Here is a 24,472-nt window from a genome sequence, read left to right as displayed (position 1 = left end):
TGACATGCCGGATAAGCTGTGCGCCATCCGGCATTTGAATTTATCCCACCCCGCTCATCGCATCTCCTAAATGAAAAATCGGCAAATACATCGCAACGACCAGCGTACCGATTATCAGCCCCGTAATGACCAGTAACGCAGGCTCTAGTAGTGCAGCCAGATTCTCTGCCTGAGACAATGTTTTCTCGCCGTGGTGATGGGCGAGATTACGCAGCATTGTATCCAGCGAGCCGGAAGCCTCACCTGTTCTGACCAACTGTATGCACAATGGGCTGAATTCACCGCAATTTTTTAGCGCTAACCAGACCGGTTTTCCGGCGCTGATGTCGTGATGTACCTGCGCTAAGCGTTGCGACCAGAAAGGGTTGGCCAGCGTTTCAGTGACGCTCTCAAGACCTTGCAGAAAAGGAATACCTGCATTTTGCGTTAACGCCAGAACAGTGAAGATCTGCGTGAGTTTTTGCCCTCTCACCATCGGTCCTATGACCGGGAAGCCGAGCAGCAATTTCTGGCGCAGAGTGAGCCAGTATGGCTTCTGCTTCATCAGGTGATATGCCGCACCCGCTACCAGGCTGAATGCTCCCGCCAGCCATCCCCATTGGCTGCTAAAATGCGCGATGGCAATAATCCACTGAGTGAGTACTGGTAGCGGGGTGTTAAACGTCTGGTAAATGGCGGCAAACTCAGGGAGTACAAACTGCAGCATCGCGAATACTACCATCACCGCCATCGTGATGATGAAAATCGGATAGCGTAGGGCTTTTTTAACTTTATCCGCCAGTTGCTGTTGATTCTTCTGCTGGCGGGCGAGTTCAAAGCAGCAGTCGTCCAGCTTACCCGTAAGCTCTCCGGTACGGATCATTGCCTGATAAAGAGGCGGAAAAACGTGTTGCCACTGAGATAGCGAGGTGGAGAGAGAAATACCCTGTTCCATATCGTGAGCCAGCGTGCGCAGTAGCGCTTGCCATTGGCTGCTGGGATGCTGTTCAGCCAGCAAAGCTAAACTTGCCGAGAGTGTTAGCCCTGCTTTCAGCAACGTCGCCAGTTGATGTATGGTTTCAGCGCTTTTTTCACGGCTCCATTGTGAGGCTTTTACACGCATACGATTAATGCGCAGCGGCGTAATATGCCGTTGCTCGAGAGCAAGTATCAATGAGGGGCGGGTATCGGCCCAAAGTACGCCTTCCAGTGGATTACCTTCGTTGCTAATACCTTGCCAGCGCCAAAGCAGTTTAGCTGACATGGGGCATGCCCAGTACGCGTACCAACTCTTCAAATGTTGTTAACCCTTGTTCGACGGCCTTGCAACCATTTTCGAAAAGCGTGCTCATCCCCAGTTGCTGAGCATTCGATTCCACTCCGTCTACGGACGTACCGTTGGCGATGCTCTGGCGCAATGCAGGTGTAACGGGGAGAACTTCAAACAATGCCGTACGGCCATAAAATCCGTGATAGCAATGTTGGCAGCCCGGAGCCTGCCAACGAGGCAGTGGCATAGGCCAGATCGCTTCCGGGAGCATGATCGGCGTTTCCAGACATTGTCGGCAATGGGGACACAATTTTCTCACCAACCGCTGTGCAATAACGAGCGTCAGCGCGGAGGCGATCATCCAGCGTGCAACCCCCATTTGCTGCAAGCGTATAAGTGTTTCTGTAGTGGAATTGGTATGCAGTGTTGATAGAACCAGATGACCGGTTTGTGCGGCTTTAAGGGCTATTTCGGCCGTTTCGCCATCACGGATTTCACCCACCATGATAATGTCGGGATCCTGACGCAGCAGCGCGCGCAATACTCCCTGAAAAGTGAGACCGGCACGTGGATGAATTTGTGTCTGGTTAAGACTTGCGATCGGGATCTCGACTGGATCTTCCACGCTACAGAGGTTAACGTCCGGAGTGTTTCGGGTCTGCAGCGCACTGTACAGCGTGACCGTTTTACCGCTTCCGGTTGGTCCGGTGACCAGAATCAGCCCCTGAGGCTGCTGCAACGCTTGTGAAAATGCTGCCAGCTGCGCGTCCTGCATTCCCAGCGCGGTGATTTCCAGCGCTTGATCGACCTGATGCAGTAGCCGTAGCACCACTTTTTCGCCGAAACGACAGGGCAGAGTGGCGATGCGAAACGAGACCGGCTCTCCTGAAATCTCAACGGTAAATTGGCCGTCTTGCGCAAGTCGGTGCTCGGCAATATCCAGACTGCCTAAAACTTTTAGTCTGGCAGTGATGGCGATACCCATCTCGGTCGTGACGTCCGGTAAAGCATGCAGTACGCCATCCACACGTAATCTGATTCGATAGTGATTTTCCGCTGGCTCAAAATGAATATCAGAAGCCCGTTGCACCAGGGCGGATTGAAACGTCTGATTCAGCAAATCTGCTGCGCTGGCGCTGCTTTTCGTGACCACTGCCGGGAGCATTTTCTGTGGCGTATGCGTGTGGCCTTCCATTTGTTGACGCGTCCAGCAGACGATGTCGATACGTCGGGTGGTGGCAAAATGCAGTGCGTCCAGCAATTCGTGGGATGGAGCGTCCACGACGGCGATGTGCACCACTTCATTGTCTGCATCCAGTAATATTCCCTGATGACGTTGGCACAGCGCCGTAAGTTGGGTGGTATTCATCTCTTTTCCTTAATTGATATCGAAACGGAAAACGTCTTCACAGGCCTGTTGCAATGCGCTGTCATTCTGGATAACGCAGTTACGACTCCAGCCGGTAATTCCGTTGGCATTGTCCCAACCCGGCGTCATGGTGATGCTTAACCCGTTCAGGCTTTCTTGTCCGCTGAGGCTGACCACCCCTTTTTCAACGCTCATGGCTGAGACATAACGGGTGGTGGCTGGAGAAGGGATGCCATTCGTTCCGGCATCACAGGTTGTTGTTCCGCCATGCTACAGCGCACAGAGCTCAACCGCCGTGCGATAGGGAACAAAGGTTTGCAGCATGTCTGTTAACGCGGCTTTGCGCAGATAGTTTTGATAAGCCGGAATACCGATGGCGCTAAGGATGGCAATAATGCCAATGACCACCATGAGTTCGATAAGTGTGAAGCCTCGTTGCTTGTCCATCGTTCGCTCCTTGAGTTAGCTGGCGCTACTTTGGCAAACGCTCGGGGTCACGGCGAGAGGCAAAAAACAGAACGGGAAGGCGGGTTCCGAGGATTTTTATGAAATTACAGAGTCAGACACCGTATTTGCGAAGAGGCTCCAAGAAACAGCCGTTTGGCGGCGTAAACGCTTTATCCGGCCGATAGAAAAAACCGACGTGATGGGCCCGATAAGTGAAAGTACTATCGGGCTACACCATCAGTAATTAGCGAAAACGCATAGAGAGATCGAGCGCGCGAACATGCTTGGTCAGCGCGCCAACAGAGATGAAATCCACGCCGGTTTCGGCAAATTCGCGCAGAGTTTCATGAGTGACGTTACCCGACACTTCCAGACGCGCCTGGCCGTTGGTGCGTTTTACCGCTTCCCGCATTTGGTCAGTTTCGAAGTTATCGAGCATGATGATGTCGGCCCCTGCTTTCAGCGCGTCGTCCAGTTCATCCAGGCTTTCTACTTCGACTTCAACCGGCACATCCGGGTGCAGCCAGAAGGCTTTTTCAACGGCCTGACGTACCGAACCTGAAGCAATAATGTGGTTTTCTTTAATCAGGAAAGCGTCAGAAAGGCCCAGACGATGATTTGCGCCGCCGCCGCATAATACGGCGTATTTCAGCGCGGTACGTAGCCCCGGCAGAGTTTTACGTGTATCCAGCAGTTGGGTTTTTGTTCCCGCCAGCAGGTCGACATATTTACGCACCTCGCTCGCCACACCCGAAAGCGTCTGTACAAAATTAAGCGCGGTACGTTCGCCAGTTAGCAGCACGCGGGAAGGGCCGTCCAGTTCAAATAGCGGCTGATTGGTCTTAATGCTGTCGCCATCTTCGACATGCCAGGTGATGTTGACATCATCGCCAGCCAGTTGAATAAAGACCTCTTCTACCCAACGTTTTCCACAAAAAACGCCATCTTCGCGGGTGATCACGGTGGCGTGGGAGCGCATATCCGCGGGTAAAAGCTGTGCGGTGATATCGTTATTGGCATCAACTTCTCCGCCTAAATCTTCACGCAGCGCCTGAGCTACAGCGGCAGGGATATCCAGATTTATGCGTTCCAACAGCGCGTCACGTCGGTAGTCAGGGTTATAGCGGCGAGGCGGCATGATAAAACTCCAAATTGCTAACGAATCATAAGGTGGAAACATGCTACCCTGAACCTGATATGAGCACCACCAATAAGGAGATTCTGCATGTTGTTAGACGAGGGCTGGCTGGCAGAGGCGCGACGCGTTCCCTCTCCTCATTACGATTGCCGCCCGGATGACGAAAACCCTTCTCTGCTGGTGGTGCATAATATCAGCCTGCCGCCTGGCGAGTTTGGCGGCCCGTGGATCGATGCGCTGTTTACGGGCACGATTGCTCCCAATGCCCATCCTTATTTTGCCGGGATCGCCCATTTGCGCGTTTCGGCACATTGTTTAATTCGCCGTGACGGTGAAATCGTGCAGTATGTCCCCTTTGATAAACGCGCCTGGCATGCTGGCGTGTCGAACTATCAAGGCCGCGAACGCTGTAATGATTTCTCAATTGGTATTGAGCTGGAAGGGACGGATACGCTGGCCTATACCGATGCGCAGTATCAGCAACTGGCAGCCGTGACGAATGCCCTGATTACGCGTTATCCGGCCATTGCCAACAACATGACAGGACATTGCAATATTGCGCCCGAGCGTAAGACCGATCCCGGGCCCTCTTTTGACTGGGCAAGGTTTCGCGCCCTGGTCACCCCCTCGTCGCACAAGGAGATGACATGACGCTGTTTACAACATTACTGGTGTTGATTGTTGAACGCCTGTTTAAGCTGGGTGAGCACTGGCAGCTTGATCACCGGGTTGAAGCTTTTTTCCGCCGGGTGAAGCATTTTTCGATGATGCGTACGGTAGGCATGGCCCTTATTGCGATGGGGGTGACATTCCTGCTGCTGCGCGCACTTCAAGGCCTGTTGTTTAACGTGCCTTTGCTGGTGGCGTGGATCTTAATTGGTTTGCTGTGCATCGGCGCTGGCAAGACGCGTCTTCATTATCATGCCTATCTGAACGCGGCTGCTCGCGATGACGCTCACGCCCGTGAAGCGATGGCCAGCGAGCTGACCCTGATTCATGGGATTCCGCCTGAGTGCGATGAGCGTGAGTTCTTGCGCGAACTGCAGAACGCGCTGTTATGGAACAACTTTCGCTTTTATCTGGCGCCGTTATTCTGGCTGATTGTCGGTGGCCCGTGGGGACCGGTGACGCTGGTGGGTTATGCCTTTCTACGTGCCTGGCAGTCCTGGCTGGCGCGCTATCAGACGCCACACCAGCGTTTGCAATCAGGTATCGATGCGATCCTGCACGTGCTGGACTGGATCCCGGTGCGCCTGGCGGGTGTCGTCTATGCGCTGCTGGGGCACGGCGAGAAGGCGTTGCCTGCCTGGTTTGCGTCGCTGGCGGATCTGCATACTTCGCAATATCAGGTGCTTACTCGCCTTGCGCAGTTTTCTTTGGAGCGTGAACCACATACCGATAAAGTCGCAACGCCAAAAGCCGCGGTTTCGATGGCGAAGAAGACCTCGTTTGTGGTGGTGGTGGTCATTGCCGTGCTGACCATTTATGGAACATTAATTTAAGCCATTATTGGTGGATGGCGCTGCGCTTATCCGTCGAGGAAAAAAATTGGCCCGGTCGCTTTGTGCTTGCGGGCCAATCTTTCAAAGCGTATCAGCAGGTGGGATGCCAAAATCTGGCATCCCGTTTTCGTTCCAGCGCACCAGCTTCAGACGAGTATGGCGGTTTGGGTCGTACAGCGGATCGCCCTCGATTTCAGTGTAATTTCTCGCGTGGTACACCAGCACATCTTCTCCTTCCGGCGTTTGCGTAAAGCTGTTGTGCCCCGGCCCGTATTGGCGGTTTTCGTAGCTGGTGGTAAAGACCGGGCGCGGCGATTTGTGCCAGTTCTGCGGGTTGAGCGGATCGGCGTTGAGATCAATCCACAATAATCCCATACAGTAGTTCTCATCGGTGGCGCTGGCGGAATAGCTGATAAACAGCTTATCGCCGTGAACCATGACGGCCGGGCCTTCGTTGACCCAAAAACCCCGGCATTCCCAGTCATACTCTGGATGACTGAGCATTACCGGCTCGCCTTTAATCGTCCATGGATTTTCCAGTTCGGCGAGATAGATATTGGAGTTTCCGGCGATATCGGGGGATTTCTGCGCCCACAGATACCACTGTTTTCCCTGATGGTTAAAGGTGGTGGCATCGAGCGCGAAGGTATCAAACTGCGTTTTAATCTGCCCTTTCTCTGTCCATTGGCCGGTCAGCGGATCGGCGTCTGCACATTCGAGCGCAAACATACGGTGCTGGAACATCCCCAGCTTGTCGAGCGCCTGTGTGTGGGCGGCGGCAAAATAGATGTACCACTTGCCTGCCAGATGATGGATCTCAGGCGCCCAGATCAGCTGGCTCATGGGGCCGTTTTCTGGTTTGCGCCAGACGACAACCGGGACGGCGGTGCGTAACCCTTCCAGCGAGTCCGCCCGGCGGATCTCCAGACGATCGTATTCGGGCACTGAAGCAATGAAATAGTAGTGGCTACCGTCACGTAAAATAAACGGGTCGGCACGCTGTTCAATAAAGGGATTTGGCCACTGATTCATTAGGCTTTCCTTACGTTTTCAGTCGTTTTTATATCGTGGTACTCATTCAGTTCACGGTAGTTGGCGCGGCGCTTTTCTAAATCTGTCTGGATTTGTTGCATAAACTCGCGGTCAACTTTCAGCAGACGAACTACGCCTGCGGTAATCAGGTAGCCTACACCCGGTATGATGGTAAACAGCAGCATAATACCGTTAATGGCGGAGTCGCTTTGCGCTTTCGCCCCTGCGTCGTAGCCGTACCAGGAGAGCAGGAAACCAACCATCGCTCCGGCAATCGCCAGGCCCAGTTTCAGGAAGAACAGGTTGCCGGAGAAGCTGATTCCGGTGATACGTTTACCGGTTTTCCACTCGCCGTAGTCATCGACATCTGCCATCAGCGACCAGTGCAGTGGGGATGGGATCTGATGCAGAATGTTGAGCAGGAAGTAAAGCACCATAATCATCATGGTGGCTTTAGGATCGAAGAAGTAAAACGCGCCGGAGAAAATCGCCAGGATGATATTGGTCCAGAAGAAGACTTTCAGTTTGCACCAGCGATCGGTCAACACCTTCGCCAGCATGCTGCCGATCATCATGCCCACAACGCCAAGGCTGATAAACAACGTTGCGAACTGCGTGCTTTGCTGCATAACCCAGGTTACGTAGTACATGGTGGCAGCCATGCGAATAAAGCCCGGACAGACGTTGCACAGGGTTAACAGCAGGATTTTTACCCACTGATCGTTCTTCCATACGTCTTTCAGGTCGGCTTTTAAATCGTCGTTAGTCGGGACGGCAGGACGTACGCGCTCACGGACGGTTGCAAAGCAAAACAGGAACATACACATGCCGATGAAGGCCAGCACTGCCATCGCCATCTGATAGCCTTTAGCTTTATCTTCCCCGCCAAACCAGTCCGCCATTGGCAGCAAGGTGAGGGAGAGCAGCAGGGTTGCAATTCCTACCAACACAAAGCGATATGACTGGCAGGCGACACGTTCCTTTGGATCGTTAGTGATGACGCTGCCGAGCGAGCAGTAAGGGATGTTGATCGCCGTATAGGTGATAGAGAGCAGGAAGTAGGTGACGAACGCATAGATTACTTTGCTGTTATACGTCCACTCAGGGGTGGTAAACATGAGTACGCTAAATAATGCGTATGGGAAAGCCATCCACAAAAGCCATGGACGAAATCGACCATATTTGCTGCGGGTGCGGTCGGCCATCGCGCCCATAATAGGGTCGGTAACGGCATCTATAACGCGTACTGAGAGCAGTAACACGCCGACCAGGGCCGGTGCCAGACCAAAAATATCTGTGTAAAAATAGTTAACAAACAACATGATGGCGCCAAAGATGATGTTGCATCCGGCGTCGCCCATTCCATAGCCGATCTTTTCTTTCACCGTGAGCTTACTGGTTTCCATCAACTGCACTCCATTAATAAGATATGGAGATAATTATTGTCTGGCAGAGGTGTTTTTGCGTTGCAGGATAACGCCAGTGATATGGACGAAACAGTCGTGAGTGGGAAAGTGTGAGGCAGGTAACAACCCCCACCTGATGCAGGTGGGGGAGGGAGAATTAATGCGCTTTAGCTACTTTGGCGGTTTTCTGTTTGCACAAATAGCCGATGCCAAGAATGGCAATCCATACCGGGATTAAGTACACCGAAATCGCCATGCCCGGCGTCATCAGCATAATCACCAGCACTGCAGCCATGAAAATCAGACATACCCAGTTACCAAGCGGATAGAGCAGCGCCGGGAAACGGGTGGTAACGCCTTGCTGCTGTTTGGCTTTGCGGAACTTCATGTGCGCCAGGCTAATCATTGCCCAGTTGATCACCAGTGCGGAAACCACCAGCGCCATCAGCAGGCCAAAGGCGGATTCCGGTGCCAGATAGTTGATCAGTACACACAGAGCCGTAACCAGCGCGGAGACCAGAATGGTGTTCACCGGTACGCCGCGTTTGTCGACGTTCATCAGCGCTTTTGGCGCGTTGCCCTGTTGTGCCAGACCGAACAGCATACGGCTGTTGCAGTATACGCAGCTGTTATAGACAGAAAGGGCAGCGGTCAGCACTACGATGTTCAGAGCATTGGCAACAAAGGTGTCGCCCAGCTCGTGGAAAATAAGGACAAACGGGCTGGTATCAGCCGTGACGCGCGTCCACGGCATCAGGGAAAGCAGAACAGCCAGCGAACCTACATAGAAAATCAGGATACGGTAGATAACCTGGTTGGTTGCTTTGGGAATGCTTTGCTCCGGGTTATCGGCTTCTGCTGCGGTGATCCCGACCAGCTCCAGCCCACCGAAAGAGAACATAATAATAGCCATCATCATCACCAGACCGGTGAAGCCGTGCGGCAGGAAGCCACCCTGACTCCACAGGTTACTGACGCTGGCCTGCGGGCCGCCGTTGCCGCTAAACAGCAACCAGCCGCCGAACAGAATCATCGCAACCACGGCAATGACTTTAATAATGGCGAACCAGAACTCCATTTCCCCAAACACTTTCACGTTGGTCAGGTTGATGGCGTTGATCAGCACGAAGAAGGCTGCAGCAGAAACCCAGGTGGGGATATCCGGATACCAGAACTGGATGTATTTACCTACGGCAGTCAGTTCAGCCATGGCAACCAGGACGTACAGTACCCAATAGTTCCAGCCAGAAGAGAAGCCCGCAAAACCGCCCCAGTATTTATAAGCAAAGTGGCTAAAGGAGCCTGCAACCGGTTCTTCAACTACCATTTCACCTAACTGACGCATAATCAAAAAGGCGATAAAGCCGGCAATTGCGTAACCCAGAATAATACCCGGTCCTGCAGACTGGATAACGGATGCGCTACCGAGAAATAACCCGGTACCAATCGCGCCACCCAGCGCGATTAGCTGTATATGGCGGTTCTTAAGACCGCGCTTGAGCTGATCGCCATGCTGTTGACTTTCCATCATTAAACCTCGTGTGTGGTTTTACTCTTCATATTTCGAGTACTTATTTTTTGAACTACGCAGCAATGCGTGTGTAAGTTTGCAATTCCGTTTGTTGTATTTATTTGTTTACAGATGCTTTAGATAAAATGTTGCCTCAATGCTTTTGTCTTGATCAGAATAATGATATGCGAGCGCGAATGCACCTGCTTTATGCGGGCAAGATGACGAGTTGAATAAAAAGAAACCATTTGTAAATGCGAGTTTATCTACCACAAAATTTCCATTTTGAATTTTTATTCACTAATTGTGGCTAATGTGTCGATAAATAATCAGGTGAATCGGTTCAGATAAGATATTTTTTCGTTTCAATTCCGTTAAAACTACCCCGTGGTGGGTAAATTTAACATTTGTGCATAGTTACATGTTTGAAACGTTATTTCTGTAATGTTGTTAAAATATGCCCCCTTTACTGATTTCAATCAAAACCTGTATGGACAGAAGGTGAATACTTTGTTACTTTAGCGTCAAGAACATGAAATTGGTAAGACCAATTGACTCCGGGCAAATGGCTTAAGACAGGAAATCATGGCCTACAGCAAAATCCGCCAACCAAAACTCTCCGATGTGATTGAGCAGCAGCTGGAGTTTTTAATTCTTGAGGGGACACTTCGCCCCGGAGAAAAACTCCCACCGGAACGCGAGCTGGCAAAACAGTTCGACGTCTCCCGCCCCTCCTTACGCGAGGCGATCCAACGCCTTGAAGCGAAGGGGTTACTGCTTCGTCGTCAGGGCGGTGGCACTTTTGTTCAGAGCAGCCTGTGGCAGAGCTTTAGCGACCCACTGGTAGAGCTGCTCTCCGACCATCCTGAATCCCAGTTTGACCTGCTTGAGACGCGCCATGCGCTGGAAGGTATTGCAGCCTATTACGCTGCACTGCGCAGCACGGATGAAGACAAAACGCGTATCCGTGAACTCCACCATGCGATCGAGCTTGCTCAACAGTCCGGCGATCTTGACGGCGAATCTGACGCGGTACTCCAGTATCAAATTGCTGTCACCGAAGCGGCACATAATGTGGTGCTGCTCCATTTGCTAAGGTGTATGGAGCCGATGCTGGCCCAGAACGTTCGGCAAAACTTCGAATTGCTGTATGCGCGTCGCGAGATGCTGCCGCTGGTGAGCAGTCACCGTACCCGCATCTTTGAAGCAATTATCGCCGGGAAGCCTGAAGAAGCGCGTGAAGCGTCTCACCGTCACCTGGCGTTTATCGAAGAGATTCTGCTGGACAGGAGCCGTGAGGAAAGCCGTCGTGAACGCGCCTTACGCCGTCTGGAGCAACGAAAGAATTAGTGATTTTTCTGGCAGAACGTTAACCAGAAGATGTTGTAAATCAAGCGCTATCGAAAGGCGCGGCAACTAAACGCAGAACCTGTCTTATTACGCTCTCTGGTGAGAACGTAATGGGACAGGTTCCAGATAACTCAACGTATTAGATAGATAAGGAATACCCCCATGTCAGAACGTTTCCCAAATGACGTGGATCCGATCGAAACTCGCGACTGGCTACAGGCGATCGAATCGGTCATCCGTGAAGAAGGTGTTGAGCGTGCTCAGTATCTGATCGACCAACTGCTTTCAGAAGCTCGCAAAGGCGGCGTGAAAGTAGCGGCAGGTGCTGGGGCCAGCAATTATGTAAACACTATTGCCGTTGAAGATGAACCGGAATACCCGGGCAATCTGGAGCTGGAGCGTCGTATTCGTTCTGCTATCCGCTGGAACGCCATCATGACCGTACTGCGCGCGTCTAAAAAGGACCTCGAGCTGGGTGGCCACATGGCATCCTTCCAGTCCTCCGCAACGGTGTATGATGTTTGCTTCAACCACTTCTTCCGTGCACGCAACGAGCAGGATGGCGGCGATCTGGTTTACTTCCAGGGCCACATCTCTCCGGGCATCTACGCTCGCGCATTCCTGGAAGGTCGTCTGACTGAAGAGCAGATGAACAACTTCCGTCAGGAAGTACATGGCAAAGGCCTGTCTTCCTACCCGCACCCGAAACTGATGCCGGAATTCTGGCAGTTCCCGACCGTATCTATGGGTCTGGGCCCAATCGGTGCAATCTACCAGGCTAAGTTCCTGAAATATCTGGAACACCGTGGCCTGAAAGATACCTCTAAACAAACCGTTTACGCCTTCCTGGGCGACGGCGAAATGGATGAGCCAGAATCTAAGGGTGCTATCACCATCGCGACCCGTGAGAAACTGGACAACCTGGTCTTTGTTATCAACTGTAACCTGCAGCGTCTTGACGGTCCGGTCACCGGTAACGGCAAGATTGTCAACGAACTGGAAGGCATCTTCGCGGGCGCTGGCTGGAACGTTATCAAAGTCATGTGGGGCGGTCGTTGGGATGAGCTGCTGCGTAAAGATACCAGCGGTAAACTGATCCAACTGATGAACGAAACCGTTGACGGCGACTACCAGACCTTTAAATCCAAAGATGGCGCATACGTACGTGAGCACTTCTTCGGTAAATACCCGGAAACCGCAGCCCTGGTTGCTGACTGGACTGACGAGCAGATTTGGGCTCTGAACCGTGGTGGTCACGATCCGAAGAAAGTCTACGCTGCACTGAAGAAAGCGCAGGAAACCAAAGGCAAAGCAACTGTAATCCTGGCCCATACCATCAAAGGTTACGGCATGGGTGACACCGCCGAAGGTAAAAACATCGCTCACCAGGTGAAGAAAATGAACATGGACGGCGTGCGTTATATCCGCGACCGTTTCAACGTTCCTGTGACCGATGAGCAGGTTGAAAACCTGTCTTACATCACCTTCCCGGAAGGTTCTGAAGAGCACACTTATCTGCACGCTCAGCGTCAGAAACTGCACGGCTATCTGCCTGCTCGTCAGCCGAACTTCACCGAGAAGCTGGAACTGCCTGCTCTGGAAGACTTCGGTGCGCTGCTGGAAGAGCAGAACAAAGAAATCTCCACCACTATCGCTTTCGTTCGTGCCCTGAACGTGATGCTGAAGAACAAGTCGATCAAAGATCGTCTGGTTCCGATCATCGCTGACGAAGCGCGTACTTTCGGTATGGAAGGTCTGTTCCGTCAGATCGGTATCTACAGCCCGAACGGCCAGCAGTACACCCCGCAGGACCGTGAGCAGGTTGCTTACTATAAAGAAGACGAGAAAGGTCAGATCCTGCAGGAAGGCATCAACGAACTGGGTGCTGGCGCATCCTGGCTGGCTGCTGCGACCTCCTACAGCACCAACGATCTGCCGATGATTCCGTTCTACATCTACTACTCCATGTTCGGGTTCCAGCGTATCGGTGACCTGTGCTGGCAGGCAGGCGACCAACAGGCTCGCGGCTTCCTGGTAGGGGGAACTTCTGGTCGTACGACGCTGAACGGCGAAGGTCTGCAGCACGAAGATGGTCACAGCCATATTCAGTCTCTGACTATCCCGAACTGTATCTCTTACGATCCGTCTTACGCGTACGAAGTTGCGGTCATCATGCACGATGGTCTGGAGCGTATGTACGGTGAGAAACAAGAGAACGTTTATTACTACATCACCACGCTGAACGAAAACTACCACATGCCGGCAATGCCAGCAGGTGCCGAGGAAGGTATCCGTAAAGGTATCTACAAACTCGAAACCCTCGAAGGTAAGAAAGGTAAAGTTCAGCTGCTGGGCTCCGGTTCTATCCTGCGTCACGTGCGTGAAGCAGCACAGATCCTGGCGAACGACTACGGTGTAGGTTCTGACGTTTACAGCGTAACCTCCTTCACTGAACTGGCGCGTGATGGCCAGGATTGTGAACGCTGGAACATGCTGCACCCGATGGAAACTCCGCGCGTTCCGTACATCGCTCAGGTGATGAACGACGCTCCGGCAGTGGCATCTACTGACTATATGAAACTGTTTGCCGAACAGGTTCGTACTTATGTACCGGCTGATGATTATCGCGTACTGGGTACTGACGGCTTCGGTCGCTCTGACAGCCGTGAAAACCTGCGTCACCACTTCGAAGTTGATGCTTCTTATGTGGTTGTAGCGGCCCTGGGCGAACTGGCTAAACGTGGCGAAATCGATAAGAAAGTGGTTGCTGACGCAATCATCAAATTCAACATCGATGCAGATAAAGTTAACCCGCGTCTGGCGTAAGAGGTAAAAGAATAATGGCTATCGAAATCAATGTACCGGACATCGGGGCTGATGAAGTTGAAATCACCGAGATCCTGGTCAAAGTGGGCGACAAAGTTGAAGCTGAACAGTCGCTGATCACCGTAGAAGGCGACAAAGCCTCTATGGAAGTTCCGTCTCCTCAGGCAGGTATCGTTAAAGAGATCAAAGTCTCTGTTGGCGACAAAACTGAGACCGGCAAACTGATCATGATTTTCGATTCCGCCGATGGTGCAGCAGCCGCTGCACCTGCTCCGGCAGAAGAGAAGAAAGAAGCAGCTCCGGCAGCAGCACCTGCTGCGGCAGCGGCGAAAGAAGTACACGTACCGGACATCGGCGGTGACGAAGTCGAAGTTACCGAAGTTATGGTTAAAGTGGGCGACACCGTTGCGGCTGAACAGTCTCTGATCACCGTTGAAGGCGATAAAGCGTCGATGGAAGTTCCGGCGCCGTTCGCGGGCACCGTTAAAGAGATCAAAATCAACACGGGCGATAAAGTGTCTACCGGTTCTCTGATTATGGTCTTCGAAGTTGCAGGCGCAGCGCCTGCTGCAGCACCGGCTCAGGCGGCAGCTCCAGCAGCAGCGGCGGCTCCGGCAGCTTCTGGCTCGAAAGAGGTTAACGTTCCGGATATCGGCGGTGACGAAGTTGAAGTCACTGAAGTGATGGTTAAAGTGGGCGATAAAATTGCCGCTGAGCAGTCACTGATTACCGTTGAAGGCGATAAAGCGTCGATGGAAGTTCCGGCACCGTTCGCGGGCACCGTGAAAGAAATCAAAATCAGCACCGGCGACAAAGTCAAAACCGGTTCTCTGATTATGATCTTCGAAGTTGAAGGCGCAGCACCTGCTGCCGCTCCAGCTGCCGCGGCTGCTCCAGCCTCTGCAGCTGCACCGGCTCAGGCTGCTAAACCAGCTGCAGCTCCGGCCGCGAAAGCGGAAGGTAAATCTGAGTTCGCTGAGAACGACGCTTACGTTCATGCAACGCCGCTGATTCGTCGCCTGGCGCGCGAGTTCGGTGTAAACCTGGCGAAAGTGAAAGGTTCTGGCCGTAAAGGTCGTATCCTGCGTGAAGACGTTCAGGCTTACGTGAAAGACGCTATCAAGCGTGCTGAAGCTGCTCCGGCAGCAGCAGGCGGCGGTATTCCGGGCATGCTGCCTTGGCCGAAAGTGGACTTCAGCAAGTTTGGTGAAATCGAAGAAGTGGAACTGGGTCGTATCCAGAAAATCTCTGGTGCTAACCTGAGCCGTAACTGGGTGATGATCCCGCACGTTACTCACTTCGACAAGACCGATATCACCGATCTGGAAGCGTTCCGTAAACAGCAGAACGCCGAAGCTGAAAAACGTAAACTGGATGTGAAATTCACGCCAGTGGTCTTCATCATGAAAGCCGTTGCCGCCGCTCTGGAACAGATGCCGCGCTTCAACAGCTCTCTGTCTGAAGACGGTCAGCGTCTGACCCTGAAAAAATACATCAACATCGGTGTCGCGGTAGATACGCCGAATGGTCTGGTTGTTCCGGTCTTCAAAGACGTGAACAAGAAGAGCATTACCGAGCTGTCTCGTGAACTGACCACCATCTCCAAGAAAGCGCGTGATGGCAAGCTGACCGCTGGCGAAATGCAGGGCGGTTGCTTCACCATCTCCAGCATCGGTGGCCTGGGTACGACCCACTTCGCGCCGATTGTGAACGCGCCGGAAGTGGCTATCCTCGGTGTCTCCAAGTCCTCTATGGAGCCAGTGTGGAACGGTAAAGAGTTTATGCCGCGTCTGATGATGCCGATTTCGCTCTCCTTCGACCACCGCGTAATCGACGGTGCTGATGGTGCGCGCTTTATCACCATCATCAACAACATGCTGTCTGACATTCGCCGCCTGGTGATGTAAGCGAAAAAGCCGGCCCGACGGCCGGCTTTTTTCTGGTAATCTCATGAAGTCAGTGAGGTTATTGTGCGAAAGACAAATCGGTTGCCGTTTGTTGTTTCAAAATTGTTAACAATTTTGTAAAATACGGGCGGATAGAACGACCCGGTGGACGACGGGTATAAATTAAGAGGTCATGATGAGCACTGAAATCAAAACTCAGGTCGTGGTACTTGGGGCAGGCCCTGCAGGTTACTCTGCTGCCTTCCGTTGCGCAGATTTAGGTCTGGAGACCGTCATCGTAGAACGTTACAGCACCCTCGGTGGTGTTTGTCTGAACGTCGGCTGTATCCCTTCTAAAGCGCTGCTGCACGTAGCAAAAGTTATCGAAGAAGCCAAAGCGCTGGCTGAACACGGTATCGTTTTTGGCGAGCCGAAAACCGATATCGACAAGATTCGTACCTGGAAAGAAAAAGTTATCACTCAACTGACCGGCGGTCTGGCGGGTATGGCCAAAGGCCGTAAAGTGAAAGTGGTTAACGGTCTGGGTAAATTTACCGGGGCAAACACCCTGGAAGTTGAAGGTGAAAACGGCAAAACCGTGATCAACTTTGACAACGCGATCATCGCGGCGGGTTCCCGTCCGATCGAACTGCCATTCATTCCGCATGAAGATCCGCGCGTGTGGGATTCCACCGATGCACTGGAACTGAAGACTGTTCCTAAGCGCCTGCTGGTAATGGGCGGCGGTATCATCGGTCTGGAAATGGGTACTGTGTACCATGCGCTGGGTTCAGAGATCGACGTGGTTGAAATGTTCGACCAGGTTATCCCGGCTGCCGATAAAGACGTGGTTAAAGTCTTTACCAAACGCATCAGCAAGAAATTCAACCTGATGCTGGAAACCAAAGTAACCGCCGTTGAAGCGAAAGAAGACGGTATCTACGTTTCTATGGAAGGCAAAAAAGCGCCAGCTGAAGCTCAGCGTTACGATGCAGTGCTGGTGGCTATCGGTCGTGTACCGAACGGCAAAAACCTCGACGCGGGCAAAGCTGGCGTGGAAGTTGATGACCGTGGCTTCATCCGCGTTGACAAACAGCTGCGTACCAACGTGCCGCACATCTTTGCTATCGGCGATATCGTCGGTCAGCCGATGCTGGCGCACAAAGGTGTTCACGAAGGTCACGTTGCCGCTGAAGTTATCGCCGGTAAGAAACACTACTTCGATCCGAAAGTTATCCCATCCATCGCATACACTGAACCAGAAGTTGCATGGGTTGGCCTGACTGAGAAAGAAGCGAAAGAGAAAGGCATCAGCTTTGAGACCGCCACCTTCCCGTGGGCTGCTTCTGGTCGTGCTATCGCTTCCGACTGCGCAGACGGTATGACTAAACTGATTTTCGACAAAGAATCTCACCGTGTTATCGGTGGTGCGATTGTCGGTACCAACGGCGGCGAGCTGCTGGGTGAAATCGGTCTGGCGATCGAAATGGGTTGTGATGCTGAAGACATCGCGCTGACCATCCACGCGCACCCGACTCTGCACGAGTCTGTGGGCCTGGCGGCAGAAGTGTTCGAAGGTAGCATCACCGACCTGCCAAACCCGAAAGCGAAGAAAAAGTAATCTTCCCGCTTTTGTGAAAACGCCTCTTCGGAGGCGTTTTTTTTGCCTGAAAGCTACCAGTTCTGGTAGTCATCTTATTGATATTTCCACTAAAAAAAATTGCGCAACTGCCGATACTTTTTTCGCCATTGTGTGGCTACTGGCCGCGCGGTTAAGAGGCTCTGGATTCTCTATTACACGAAAAAAGGAAATAACATGTCTTTAAAAAAAATCGCGGTTGTTGGCATGGTTGTCGCGACAATGACGCTGACTGGTTGTGGCGCGATGACCACCGCCGTTAAAAAACGTAATCTCGAAGTGAAAACGCAGATGAGTGAAACCATCTGGCTGGAGCCTTCCAGCGAGAAGACCGTCTACATTCAGGTAAAAAACACTTCTGATAAAGACATGAGCAACCTGCAAACCCTGCTGGCAAACGACCTGTCTGCGAAGGGCTATAAAGTGACCAGTTCACCAGACAGCGCTTACTACTGGGTACAGGCGAACGTACTGAAAGCGGACAAAATGGATCTGCGTGAAGCTCAGGGCTTCCTGAAGACCGGCTATGAAGGGGCAGCGGTGGGTGCTGCGTTGGGAGCGGGGATCACTGCCTATAACAGCAACTCCTCCGGCGCGGCGCTGGGCGTTGGCCTGGCGGCGGGGCTGATCGGTATGGCCGCGGATGCCATGGTAGAAGACGTGAACTACACCATGGTCACTGACCTGCAAATCTCTGAGCGCAGCAAAGCGAAAGTGACAACGGATAACGTTGCCGCACTGCGCCAGGGCACGTCCGGTATCAAGCTGCAAACCAGCAGCGCGCAGGGCGATCGCGCAAAATACCAGACCCGCGTCGTGTCTAATGCCAACAAAGTGAACCTGAAGTTCGAGGAAGCGAAACCGGTTCTGGAAGCGCAGCTGGCGAAATCCGTCGCTAACATCCTGTAATCTCTCGTGAGTTGGCCGGAGGGGCTTCGCTTCCCCGGTCAACTCACTATTTGACTGGCATTCAGGGCGCTACGGGCTGCCAGTTTTTATCCAGATGATATGCGGTTAACGCCTGGGCTTTCTGTTGTGAATCAACGCCGAGATCGGCCTGGTAGACTTTATCATCACCGTTAATCATAAAACTCATAACACCAGTGTGATCGTAGCTGACGGGCCAGGCAACCATCGCAAAGCCGCTGGTTTTATCGGGAAGGATACGGAAACGATAGCCGTGATAGCCCGTGCCAGGCTCCTGCGGACTAAAGGCCGGGCCAAGCGGGCTTGGCGCTTCGCCGGGCGAAACAGGCCAGTACAGACCATCTTTTTTCCCTTCAGAACTGACAATCTTTTGCGCGTATTTTTGGTTCATCGCAAAGTAGCTTTGCTGAGCATCTACATAGGCGTGTAATGCTTCAATAGCCGCAAGTTCGTTGCGCCCAATCTCACGGGTCAGGATCTCTTCAGCCGCTTCCTTGATATCAAATTGCCAGCCGGAAGCGCTTTTAACAACCGGGATCGGCAGTTGCCAGTCGCTGTCCCCGACCACCAGGTGCGCGGTATTGCCGTCGATGACGGTATTATGGCGGACCTTCCAGTCGCGCAGGAAGCGATCAACCGCATCAGGATCGACGCCTTCCGGTGGCAGAAACTCGCGCCAGTTTTCCCCGAGCAGGTTGTTCATCGCGCTTTCATTCTGCTCGCTTATCGCGGTTGCCAGGGCATCGGTCGCCTGGTCTGGTGTGCTGAAGGATTGCTGTGCCATCGCGGTGGTCGAAACCATGAATAACACCATTCCACTGAGTAGTTTATTTTTCATGTCGCTTCCCTTAACGATGACGGAATTCACGGTGTTCAGCACGGTCGCCGGATAGCTGGCGAGATGGCTGGTTGCGGGCGACCTGCCTGCTTTGAGCCCCTCGCTGCTGCTGCGCCTGCCAACTGGCGGAGCGACTGTCGTTGCCGCTCAGCGCATTGGCCCGCGGTTGGCTGGTCCGTTGTTGAAGATTGCGCTGCTGCACGTTGCGTTGCTGCGCTGGTTGCGTGACCCGTTTCTCTTGTCGCTGAGTGGCGGCCTGGCGATGTTCATGTTGCTGAGCGTTTGTCCGTTTTGCCGTTTGCGGTTTGGTATCGTAACCACGGTAGTTATTACGCTGGGAAATTTGCTTTAGTTGTTGGCTGGATGCCTGACGCTGGGCGTCTTTCGTTCCCGTACGCGCCGTCTGGGGGAAGGTTTTCCCCGTTGATTTTTCCATCTGGCTCAACGCTGCCTGACGCTGGCTATCACGGTTGACCGGTCTTTGCTGGGTTGAGCTTAGGCCAGTAGCCGTGTTAGTGGAGTGGAAGCGGTTATTGAGCTGGCTATTAGGGTACGGCACCCCTTCGCGATAGGCCGGGTTGTGCTGCCAGGTACGGTTGGCATCCGTCAGACGCTGTCCACTGATTTTATTGAAGTTATCTACGTTGATATTGATGTTGTTATCACCGTTGCGGTTATAGCCGCCATGGTTATCCCAGTCATCGTTATGATGGTGATCCCAGTCATCGTCGTCATCCCAGTCAATATTGCTGAAGATGGCATAAGTTGTGGCGACGCCGAGGCTGAAGCCTAAACCGTTAACGAAGCTGTTGCCAAACTGCTCGCCGGGCGTTGGCGGTAGATAGGTTGGCGGATAGGCGGTGTTCGGCCAGGTACCGTAAACCGTATTTGGGTTATAGGTGGGAACGTAAACTACCTGCGGGTCGGCGGATTCAATTTTGATTACCGTTGGGCTTGCTGAAGCTGCGGTCGTGGCTGTTGTGGTTGTTGACTCGCTGGTGACGGTTTTAGCCGGTGCTGCTTTGGTCACGGTGGTAACGGTCTGCTGCGGTGTTGATTGCAATGCTCCGGTCTGTTGCGCCAGCGCACGCAGGCGTTGAACGGAATCCATAACCTCTTTCGGCTGCGCAAGGAATGCATCGCCCAGGCTCTGTACCCACGGCGGATTTTCACCCATCAGCGACATCAGCTGTGGAAACGCCACCAGCGATTTCACGCTGGGATCCCAGGGTTGGCTAGCAACGGCCTGAATGGCGGCATCACCCTGCATTTTGGGATTGTCTTTTGACCACTGCGCGGCCTGGATGACGTTGGCCGGGTAGGTTGAGGCCATCAAAATTTGCGACAGCAGTGAATCCGGATAGAGCGCGATAGGCGCAACCCACTGATCGATTTGTGCCGATGTGTACGTAGGGGCTGCGGTGGGCGCTGGTTGATCGGCCGGGGCAGGGGCCGCTACGGGAGCTGGAGCCGGTGCGGACGGTTGCTGTGCGACGGGGGCTGGAGCTGCTGGCTCCGTTGCGCGACTTTTAACGAACATCACGCCAGAGGCGGCAAACAGCCCGGCACTGCACAGAAGGACAAGCAGATGTGGCTTAAAGGGCAACTTCATAAAATGACTCCAACGAGACGAGCGCTGTGCCGTGAGGCGTTCTGTTGCCGCGAGTATTATTCACCCGTGTTAGATAGTTTTGACTTTTATTGGGGATTCACCCGGCAGGTCCGGAAAAAGAGTGTGAAGATTTATTACACAATTATATCTGATGGCTGAAAAATCGCTGGAATATTCAGCATGTCACGCTTGAAAATTAACCGTTTTACATCGTTTTTAGGGAGCCTAAATTACGCCCCGCCTTGTCGCTACACCATTCTTAACGATTCAGCCAATTTTTTATGTTGCTTTTTTGTAAACGGATTAACACTTAATGAAAATCCTGTTATTGTGCCTTACGCGGTACCGGGCATTTACCCTACTAACTACTGTCTCACAGGAGCGTGAAGAGAATCGCCCATCTACAAAAGCGCCGCATTATGACAATGAGAGCGAGGAGATATCGTCGTGCTAGAAGAATACCGTAAGCACGTAGCTGAGCGTGCTGCCCAGGGGATTGTGCCAAAACCGTTAGACGCAACCCAAATGGCCGCACTTGTCGAGCTGCTGAAGACCCCGCCTGTGGGCGAAGAAGAATTCCTGTTAGACCTGTTGATCAACCGCGTTCCTCCTGGCGTAGATGAAGCCGCTTATGTTAAAGCGGGTTTTCTCGCTGCCGTCGCGAAAGGCGACACCACCTCCCCGCTGGTGACTCCAGAAAAAGCCATTGAACTGCTGGGCACCATGCAGGGTGGTTACAACATTCATCCGCTGATCGACGCGCTTGACGACGCAAAACTGGCGCCGATTGCCGCCAAAGCGCTCTCTTCAACGCTGCTGATGTTCGATAACTTCTACGATGTAGAAGAAAAAGCCAAAGCGGGCAACGAATACGCGAAGCAGGTAATGCAGTCCTGGGCCGATGCCGAATGGTTCCTGAACCGTCCAGCTCTGGCTGAAAAAATCACCGTTACCGTGTTTAAAGTGACGGGTGAAACTAACACCGATGACCTCTCTCCGGCACCGGACGCATGGTCTCGCCCGGATATCCCTCTGCACGCGCTGGCGATGCTGAAAAATGCCCGTGAAGGTATCGAACCGGACCAGCCGGGCGCGGTAGGCCCGATCAAACAGATTGAAGAACTGCAGAAAAAAGGCTACCCGCTGGCTTATGTGGGTGACGTTGTTGGTACTGGCTCTTCGCGTAAATCTGCAACCAACTCCGTACTGTGGTTCATGGGCGATGATATCCCTCATGTACCGAACAAGCGTGGCGGCGGTCTGTGTCTCGGCGGCAAAATTGCACCGATCTTCTTCAATACCATGGAAGATGCGGGCGCACTGCCAATCGAAGTGGACGTTTCGAACATGAACATGGGCGACGTGATTGACGTTTACCCGTTCAAAGGAGAAGTGCGTAACCACGAAACCGGCGAATTGCTGGCAAGCTTTGAGCTGAAAACTGATGTGTTGATCGACGAAGTGCGCGCTGGTGGCCGTATTCCGCTGATCATCGGTCGTGGCCTGACCACCAAAGCGCGCGAAGCGCTGGGACTGCCGCACAGCGACGTATTCCGTCAGGCGAAAGACGTGGCGGAAAGCAGCCGCGGCTTCTCTCTGGCGCAGAAAATGGTGGGCCGCGCCTGCGGCGTGAAAGGTATCCGTCCGGGCGCGTACTGCGAACCGAAGATGACCTCCGTGGGTTCTCAGGATACCACCGGCCCGATGACCCGTGATGAACTGAAAGACCTGGCGTGCCTGGGCTTCTCTGCTGACCTGGTGATGCAGTCCTTCTGTCACACTGCCGCGTATCCGAAGCCGGTTGACGTGACCACGCACCACACTCTGCCGGACTTCATCATGAACCGTGGCGGCGTGTCGCTGCGTCCGGGCGATGGCGTAATCCACTCTTGGCTGAACCGCATGCTGTTGCCGGATACCGTCGGCACCGGCGGTGACTCCCATACTCGTTTCCCGATTGGCATCTCCTTCCCGGCGGGTTCTGGCCTGGTGGCGTTTGCTGCTGCGACCGGCGTGATGCCGCTGGATATGCCGGAATCCGTTCTGGTGCGTTTCAAAGGCAAAATGCAGCCGGGGATTACCCTGCGCGATCTGGTACACGCCATTCCGCTGTACGCGATCAAACAGGGTCTGCTGACCGTTGAGAAGAAAGGTAAGAAAAACATCTTCTCTGGCCGCATCCTCGAAATCGAAGGTCTGCCGGATCTGAAAGTGGAGCAGGCGTTCGAACTGACCGATGCCTCCGCTGAACGTTCCGCTGCCGGTTGTACCATCAAACTGAACAAAGAGCCGATCGTTGAGTATCTGAACTCTAACATCGTTCTGCTGAAGTGGATGATCGCTGAAGGTTACGGCGATCGCCGTACGCTGGAGCGTCGTGTGCAGGGGATGGAAAAATGGCTGGCGGATCCGCAATTGCTGGAAGCCGACGCTGACGCAGAATACGCGGCGGTGATCGACATCGATCTGGCGGATATCAAAGAGCCAATCCTGTGTGCACCGAACGATCCGGACGACGCGCGTCTGCTGTCTGACGTGCAGGGCGAGAAGATCGATGAAGTCTTCATCGGCTCCTGCATGACCAACATCGGCCACTTCCGTGCGGCGGGTAAACTGCTGGATGCACACAAAGGCCAGTTGCCGACTCGTCTGTGGGTGGCTCCGCCAACCCGTATGGATGCGGCGCAGCTGACCGAAGAAGGCTACTACAGCGTGTTTGGTAAGAGCGGTGCGCGTATTGAGATCCCTGGCTGTTCGCTGTGCATGGGTAACCAGGCGCGTGTGGCTGACGGCGCAACGGTGGTTTCGACCTCTACCCGTAACTTCCCGAACCGTTTAGGTACCGGGGCGAACGTCTACCTGGCGTCTGCGGAGCTGGCGGCGGTTGCGGCGCTGATTGGCAAACTGCCGACGGCGGAAGAGTATCAGACCTATGTGGCGCAGGTTGATAAGACGGCGGTGGATACTTACCGTTATCTGAACTTCGACCAGCTGTCTCAGTATACTGAGAAAGCCGATGGTGTGATTTTCCAGACCGCGGTGTAATACGCTAACGCGATTTGTGTAAAAACGCATCAATGCCCGGAGAAGTCTGCTTCTCCGGGCATTTTTATTTCTATTCCTTATACCCGCTACGCTTTTTTTCTGCCGCGCTGCTGCGATAATTACAGCAAGGCGCAATGCGGTATTGGCGCATTGCCAGGAGCAGAGGAAGACATTATGGATTACGAATTTCTGCGCGATATTACCGGAGTGGTAAAAGTGCGTATGTCCATGGGCCACGAGGTGGTGGGGCACTGGTTTAACGAAGAAGTGAAAGAGAACCTGGCCTTACTTGATGAAGTGGAACAGGCGGCGCATGCGGTGAAGGGCAGTGAGCGCTCCTGGCAGCGAGCAGGGCATGAATACACGCTCTGGCTGGATGGTGAAGAGGTGATGGTGCGCGCCAATCAGCTGGAATTCTCCGGAGATGAAATGGAAGAGGGGATGAGCTACTACGACGAAGAGAGCTTTTCACTTTGCGGCGTAGAGGACTTTCTTCAGGTCGTGGCGGCGTACCGCGAGTTTGTACAACAATCCTGAGATATTTCAGATATCAATGAAGCCGGGTGAGACGAACCCGGTTTTTTTTTCATTGAAATGATTATTTGATTTTTATTAATCATTTTAAAACTGTGATCTGCCGCGTTTGCGATCTGTTTTTGATTGAATATAATCTTTATGATTTTATTTAATCACAAC

The 24,472-nt window shown here is 53.1% G+C and carries 17 protein-coding genes and 1 pseudogene; 9 read left to right on the top strand and 9 right to left on the bottom strand.

Going from position 1 to position 24,472, the window contains the following annotated elements; translation table 11 throughout:
- Window positions 1–40: 40 nt before the first annotated feature.
- The 4 genes and pseudogenes from hofC to nadC form a co-directional block, all read right to left on the bottom strand.
- On the bottom strand, window positions 41–1,243 hold the full coding sequence (gene hofC, locus BZK42_RS14615; RefSeq protein WP_080859368.1) for a protein transport protein HofC: 1,203 nt from the start codon (window positions 1,241–1,243) through the stop codon (window positions 41–43).
- Window positions 1,233–2,618 (bottom strand): type II secretion system protein GspE, encoded by a 1,386-nt coding sequence (gene gspE, locus BZK42_RS14610; RefSeq protein ID WP_080859367.1) that lies wholly within the window; start codon window positions 2,616–2,618, stop codon window positions 1,233–1,235. The genes hofC and gspE overlap by 11 nt, the downstream gene beginning before the upstream one ends.
- Before the next feature lie 9 nt (window positions 2,619–2,627).
- Window positions 2,628–3,065: pseudogene (ppdD, locus tag BZK42_RS14605) on the bottom strand (prepilin peptidase-dependent pilin).
- A 244-nt stretch (window positions 3,066–3,309) separates the two neighbouring features.
- Window positions 3,310–4,203 (bottom strand): carboxylating nicotinate-nucleotide diphosphorylase, encoded by an 894-nt coding sequence (gene nadC, locus BZK42_RS14600; RefSeq protein WP_080859456.1) that lies wholly within the window; start codon window positions 4,201–4,203, stop codon window positions 3,310–3,312.
- An 87-nt stretch (window positions 4,204–4,290) separates the two neighbouring features.
- On the opposite strand from nadC, the gene ampD reads away from it, so the two are divergent.
- Window positions 4,291–4,854, top strand: a complete 564-nt coding sequence (ampD, locus tag BZK42_RS14595) for a 1,6-anhydro-N-acetylmuramyl-L-alanine amidase AmpD (RefSeq protein WP_080859366.1) — start codon at window positions 4,291–4,293, stop codon at window positions 4,852–4,854.
- Window positions 4,851–5,705 (top strand): beta-lactamase regulator AmpE, encoded by an 855-nt coding sequence (ampE, locus tag BZK42_RS14590; RefSeq protein ID WP_080859365.1) that lies wholly within the window; start codon window positions 4,851–4,853, stop codon window positions 5,703–5,705. Before ampD ends, ampE begins: the two co-directional genes overlap by 4 nt.
- Window positions 5,706–5,786: 81 nt before the next feature.
- Here ampE and BZK42_RS14585 read toward each other — a convergent pair whose 3' ends face one another.
- The 3 genes from BZK42_RS14585 to aroP form a co-directional block, all read right to left on the bottom strand.
- Window positions 5,787–6,737 carry a glycoside hydrolase family 43 protein gene (locus BZK42_RS14585; protein WP_049269187.1) on the bottom strand — a complete coding sequence of 317 codons (951 nt, stop codon included), beginning with the start codon at window positions 6,735–6,737 and terminating at the stop codon, window positions 5,787–5,789.
- Entirely contained in the window at window positions 6,737–8,143 is a 1,407-nt protein-coding gene (locus BZK42_RS14580; protein ID WP_016151715.1) for a glycoside-pentoside-hexuronide (GPH):cation symporter, read from the bottom strand. Before BZK42_RS14580 ends, BZK42_RS14585 begins: the two co-directional genes overlap by 1 nt.
- A gap of 157 nt (window positions 8,144–8,300) precedes the next feature.
- Entirely contained in the window at window positions 8,301–9,674 is a 1,374-nt protein-coding gene (aroP, locus tag BZK42_RS14575) for an aromatic amino acid transporter AroP (protein WP_085951098.1), read from the bottom strand.
- A gap of 564 nt (window positions 9,675–10,238) precedes the next feature.
- On the opposite strand from aroP, the gene pdhR reads away from it, so the two are divergent.
- The 5 genes from pdhR to traT all read left to right on the top strand — a co-directional run bounded on the left by pdhR (window position 10,239) and on the right by traT (window position 18,263).
- Window positions 10,239–11,003 (top strand): pyruvate dehydrogenase complex transcriptional repressor PdhR, encoded by a 765-nt coding sequence (gene pdhR / locus BZK42_RS14570; protein WP_003018699.1) that lies wholly within the window; start codon window positions 10,239–10,241, stop codon window positions 11,001–11,003.
- 162 nt (window positions 11,004–11,165) lie between these two features.
- Window positions 11,166–13,829, top strand: a complete 2,664-nt coding sequence (gene aceE / locus BZK42_RS14565; protein ID WP_016151717.1) for a pyruvate dehydrogenase (acetyl-transferring), homodimeric type — start codon at window positions 11,166–11,168, stop codon at window positions 13,827–13,829.
- Between the two features lie 14 nt (window positions 13,830–13,843).
- A complete protein-coding gene (gene aceF / locus BZK42_RS14560; protein ID WP_016151718.1) occupies window positions 13,844–15,736 on the top strand; it encodes a pyruvate dehydrogenase complex dihydrolipoyllysine-residue acetyltransferase in 1,893 nt (630 codons plus the stop codon).
- A gap of 175 nt (window positions 15,737–15,911) precedes the next feature.
- On the top strand, window positions 15,912–17,336 hold the full coding sequence (gene lpdA / locus BZK42_RS14555) for a dihydrolipoyl dehydrogenase (RefSeq protein WP_016155701.1): 1,425 nt from the start codon (window positions 15,912–15,914) through the stop codon (window positions 17,334–17,336).
- Window positions 17,337–17,531: 195 nt separating this feature from the next.
- The gene (gene traT, locus BZK42_RS14550; RefSeq protein ID WP_043018444.1) at window positions 17,532–18,263 is read left to right on the top strand and encodes a conjugal transfer complement resistance protein TraT; all 732 of its coding nucleotides are present in this window, start codon (window positions 17,532–17,534) and stop codon (window positions 18,261–18,263) included.
- Window positions 18,264–18,324: 61 nt separating this feature from the next.
- On the opposite strand, the gene BZK42_RS14545 is transcribed toward traT, so the two are convergent.
- Window positions 18,325–19,119, bottom strand: coding sequence for a DUF2950 family protein (locus BZK42_RS14545; RefSeq protein WP_053390263.1), 795 nt, complete (start codon window positions 19,117–19,119; stop codon window positions 18,325–18,327).
- 10 nt (window positions 19,120–19,129) lie between these two features.
- On the bottom strand, window positions 19,130–20,731 hold the full coding sequence (locus BZK42_RS14540) for a DUF3300 domain-containing protein (protein ID WP_080859364.1): 1,602 nt from the start codon (window positions 20,729–20,731) through the stop codon (window positions 19,130–19,132).
- A 447-nt stretch (window positions 20,732–21,178) separates the two neighbouring features.
- Between BZK42_RS14540 and acnB the strand changes: the two genes are divergently transcribed.
- Together acnB and yacL are read left to right on the top strand one after the other, a co-directional pair.
- Window positions 21,179–23,776, top strand: coding sequence for a bifunctional aconitate hydratase 2/2-methylisocitrate dehydratase (acnB, locus tag BZK42_RS14530; RefSeq protein ID WP_016151723.1), 2,598 nt, complete (start codon window positions 21,179–21,181; stop codon window positions 23,774–23,776).
- Window positions 23,777–23,950: 174 nt separating this feature from the next.
- Entirely contained in the window at window positions 23,951–24,313 is a 363-nt protein-coding gene (gene yacL / locus BZK42_RS14525; RefSeq protein WP_016151724.1) for a protein YacL, read from the top strand.
- Window positions 24,314–24,472 lie beyond the last annotated feature (159 nt).

It is taken from the genome of Citrobacter braakii (genome assembly GCF_002075345.1).
Lineage (GTDB): Bacteria > Pseudomonadota > Gammaproteobacteria > Enterobacterales > Enterobacteriaceae > Citrobacter > Citrobacter braakii.
The sequence above is the reverse complement of the archived record's forward strand: the minus strand, read 5'-3'. Positions and strand labels throughout refer to the sequence as shown.

Excerpts from the sequence above, each read along its gene's own strand:
- hofC (WP_080859368.1), bottom strand. The coding sequence starts at position 1,243 with ATGTCAGCTAAACTGCTTTGGCGCTGGCAAGGTATTAGCAACGAAGGT.
- ampE (WP_080859365.1), top strand. The coding sequence starts at position 4,851 with ATGACGCTGTTTACAACATTACTGGTGTTGATTGTTGAACGCCTGTTT.
- BZK42_RS14580 (WP_016151715.1), bottom strand. The coding sequence starts at position 8,143 with ATGGAAACCAGTAAGCTCACGGTGAAAGAAAAGATCGGCTATGGAATG.
- BZK42_RS14540 (WP_080859364.1), bottom strand. The coding sequence starts at position 20,731 with ATGAAGTTGCCCTTTAAGCCACATCTGCTTGTCCTTCTGTGCAGTGCC.
- aroP (WP_085951098.1), bottom strand. The coding sequence starts at position 9,674 with ATGATGGAAAGTCAACAGCATGGCGATCAGCTCAAGCGCGGTCTTAAG.
- BZK42_RS14585 (WP_049269187.1), bottom strand. The coding sequence starts at position 6,737 with ATGAATCAGTGGCCAAATCCCTTTATTGAACAGCGTGCCGACCCGTTT.
- BZK42_RS14545 (WP_053390263.1), bottom strand. The coding sequence starts at position 19,119 with ATGAAAAATAAACTACTCAGTGGAATGGTGTTATTCATGGTTTCGACC.
- yacL (WP_016151724.1), top strand. The coding sequence starts at position 23,951 with ATGGATTACGAATTTCTGCGCGATATTACCGGAGTGGTAAAAGTGCGT.
- lpdA (WP_016155701.1), top strand. The coding sequence starts at position 15,912 with ATGAGCACTGAAATCAAAACTCAGGTCGTGGTACTTGGGGCAGGCCCT.
- gspE (WP_080859367.1), bottom strand. The coding sequence starts at position 2,618 with ATGAATACCACCCAACTTACGGCGCTGTGCCAACGTCATCAGGGAATA.
- traT (WP_043018444.1), top strand. The coding sequence starts at position 17,532 with ATGTCTTTAAAAAAAATCGCGGTTGTTGGCATGGTTGTCGCGACAATG.
- nadC (WP_080859456.1), bottom strand. The coding sequence starts at position 4,203 with ATGCCGCCTCGCCGCTATAACCCTGACTACCGACGTGACGCGCTGTTG.
- ampD (WP_080859366.1), top strand. The coding sequence starts at position 4,291 with ATGTTGTTAGACGAGGGCTGGCTGGCAGAGGCGCGACGCGTTCCCTCT.
- aceE (WP_016151717.1), top strand. The coding sequence starts at position 11,166 with ATGTCAGAACGTTTCCCAAATGACGTGGATCCGATCGAAACTCGCGAC.
- aceF (WP_016151718.1), top strand. The coding sequence starts at position 13,844 with ATGGCTATCGAAATCAATGTACCGGACATCGGGGCTGATGAAGTTGAA.
- pdhR (WP_003018699.1), top strand. The coding sequence starts at position 10,239 with ATGGCCTACAGCAAAATCCGCCAACCAAAACTCTCCGATGTGATTGAG.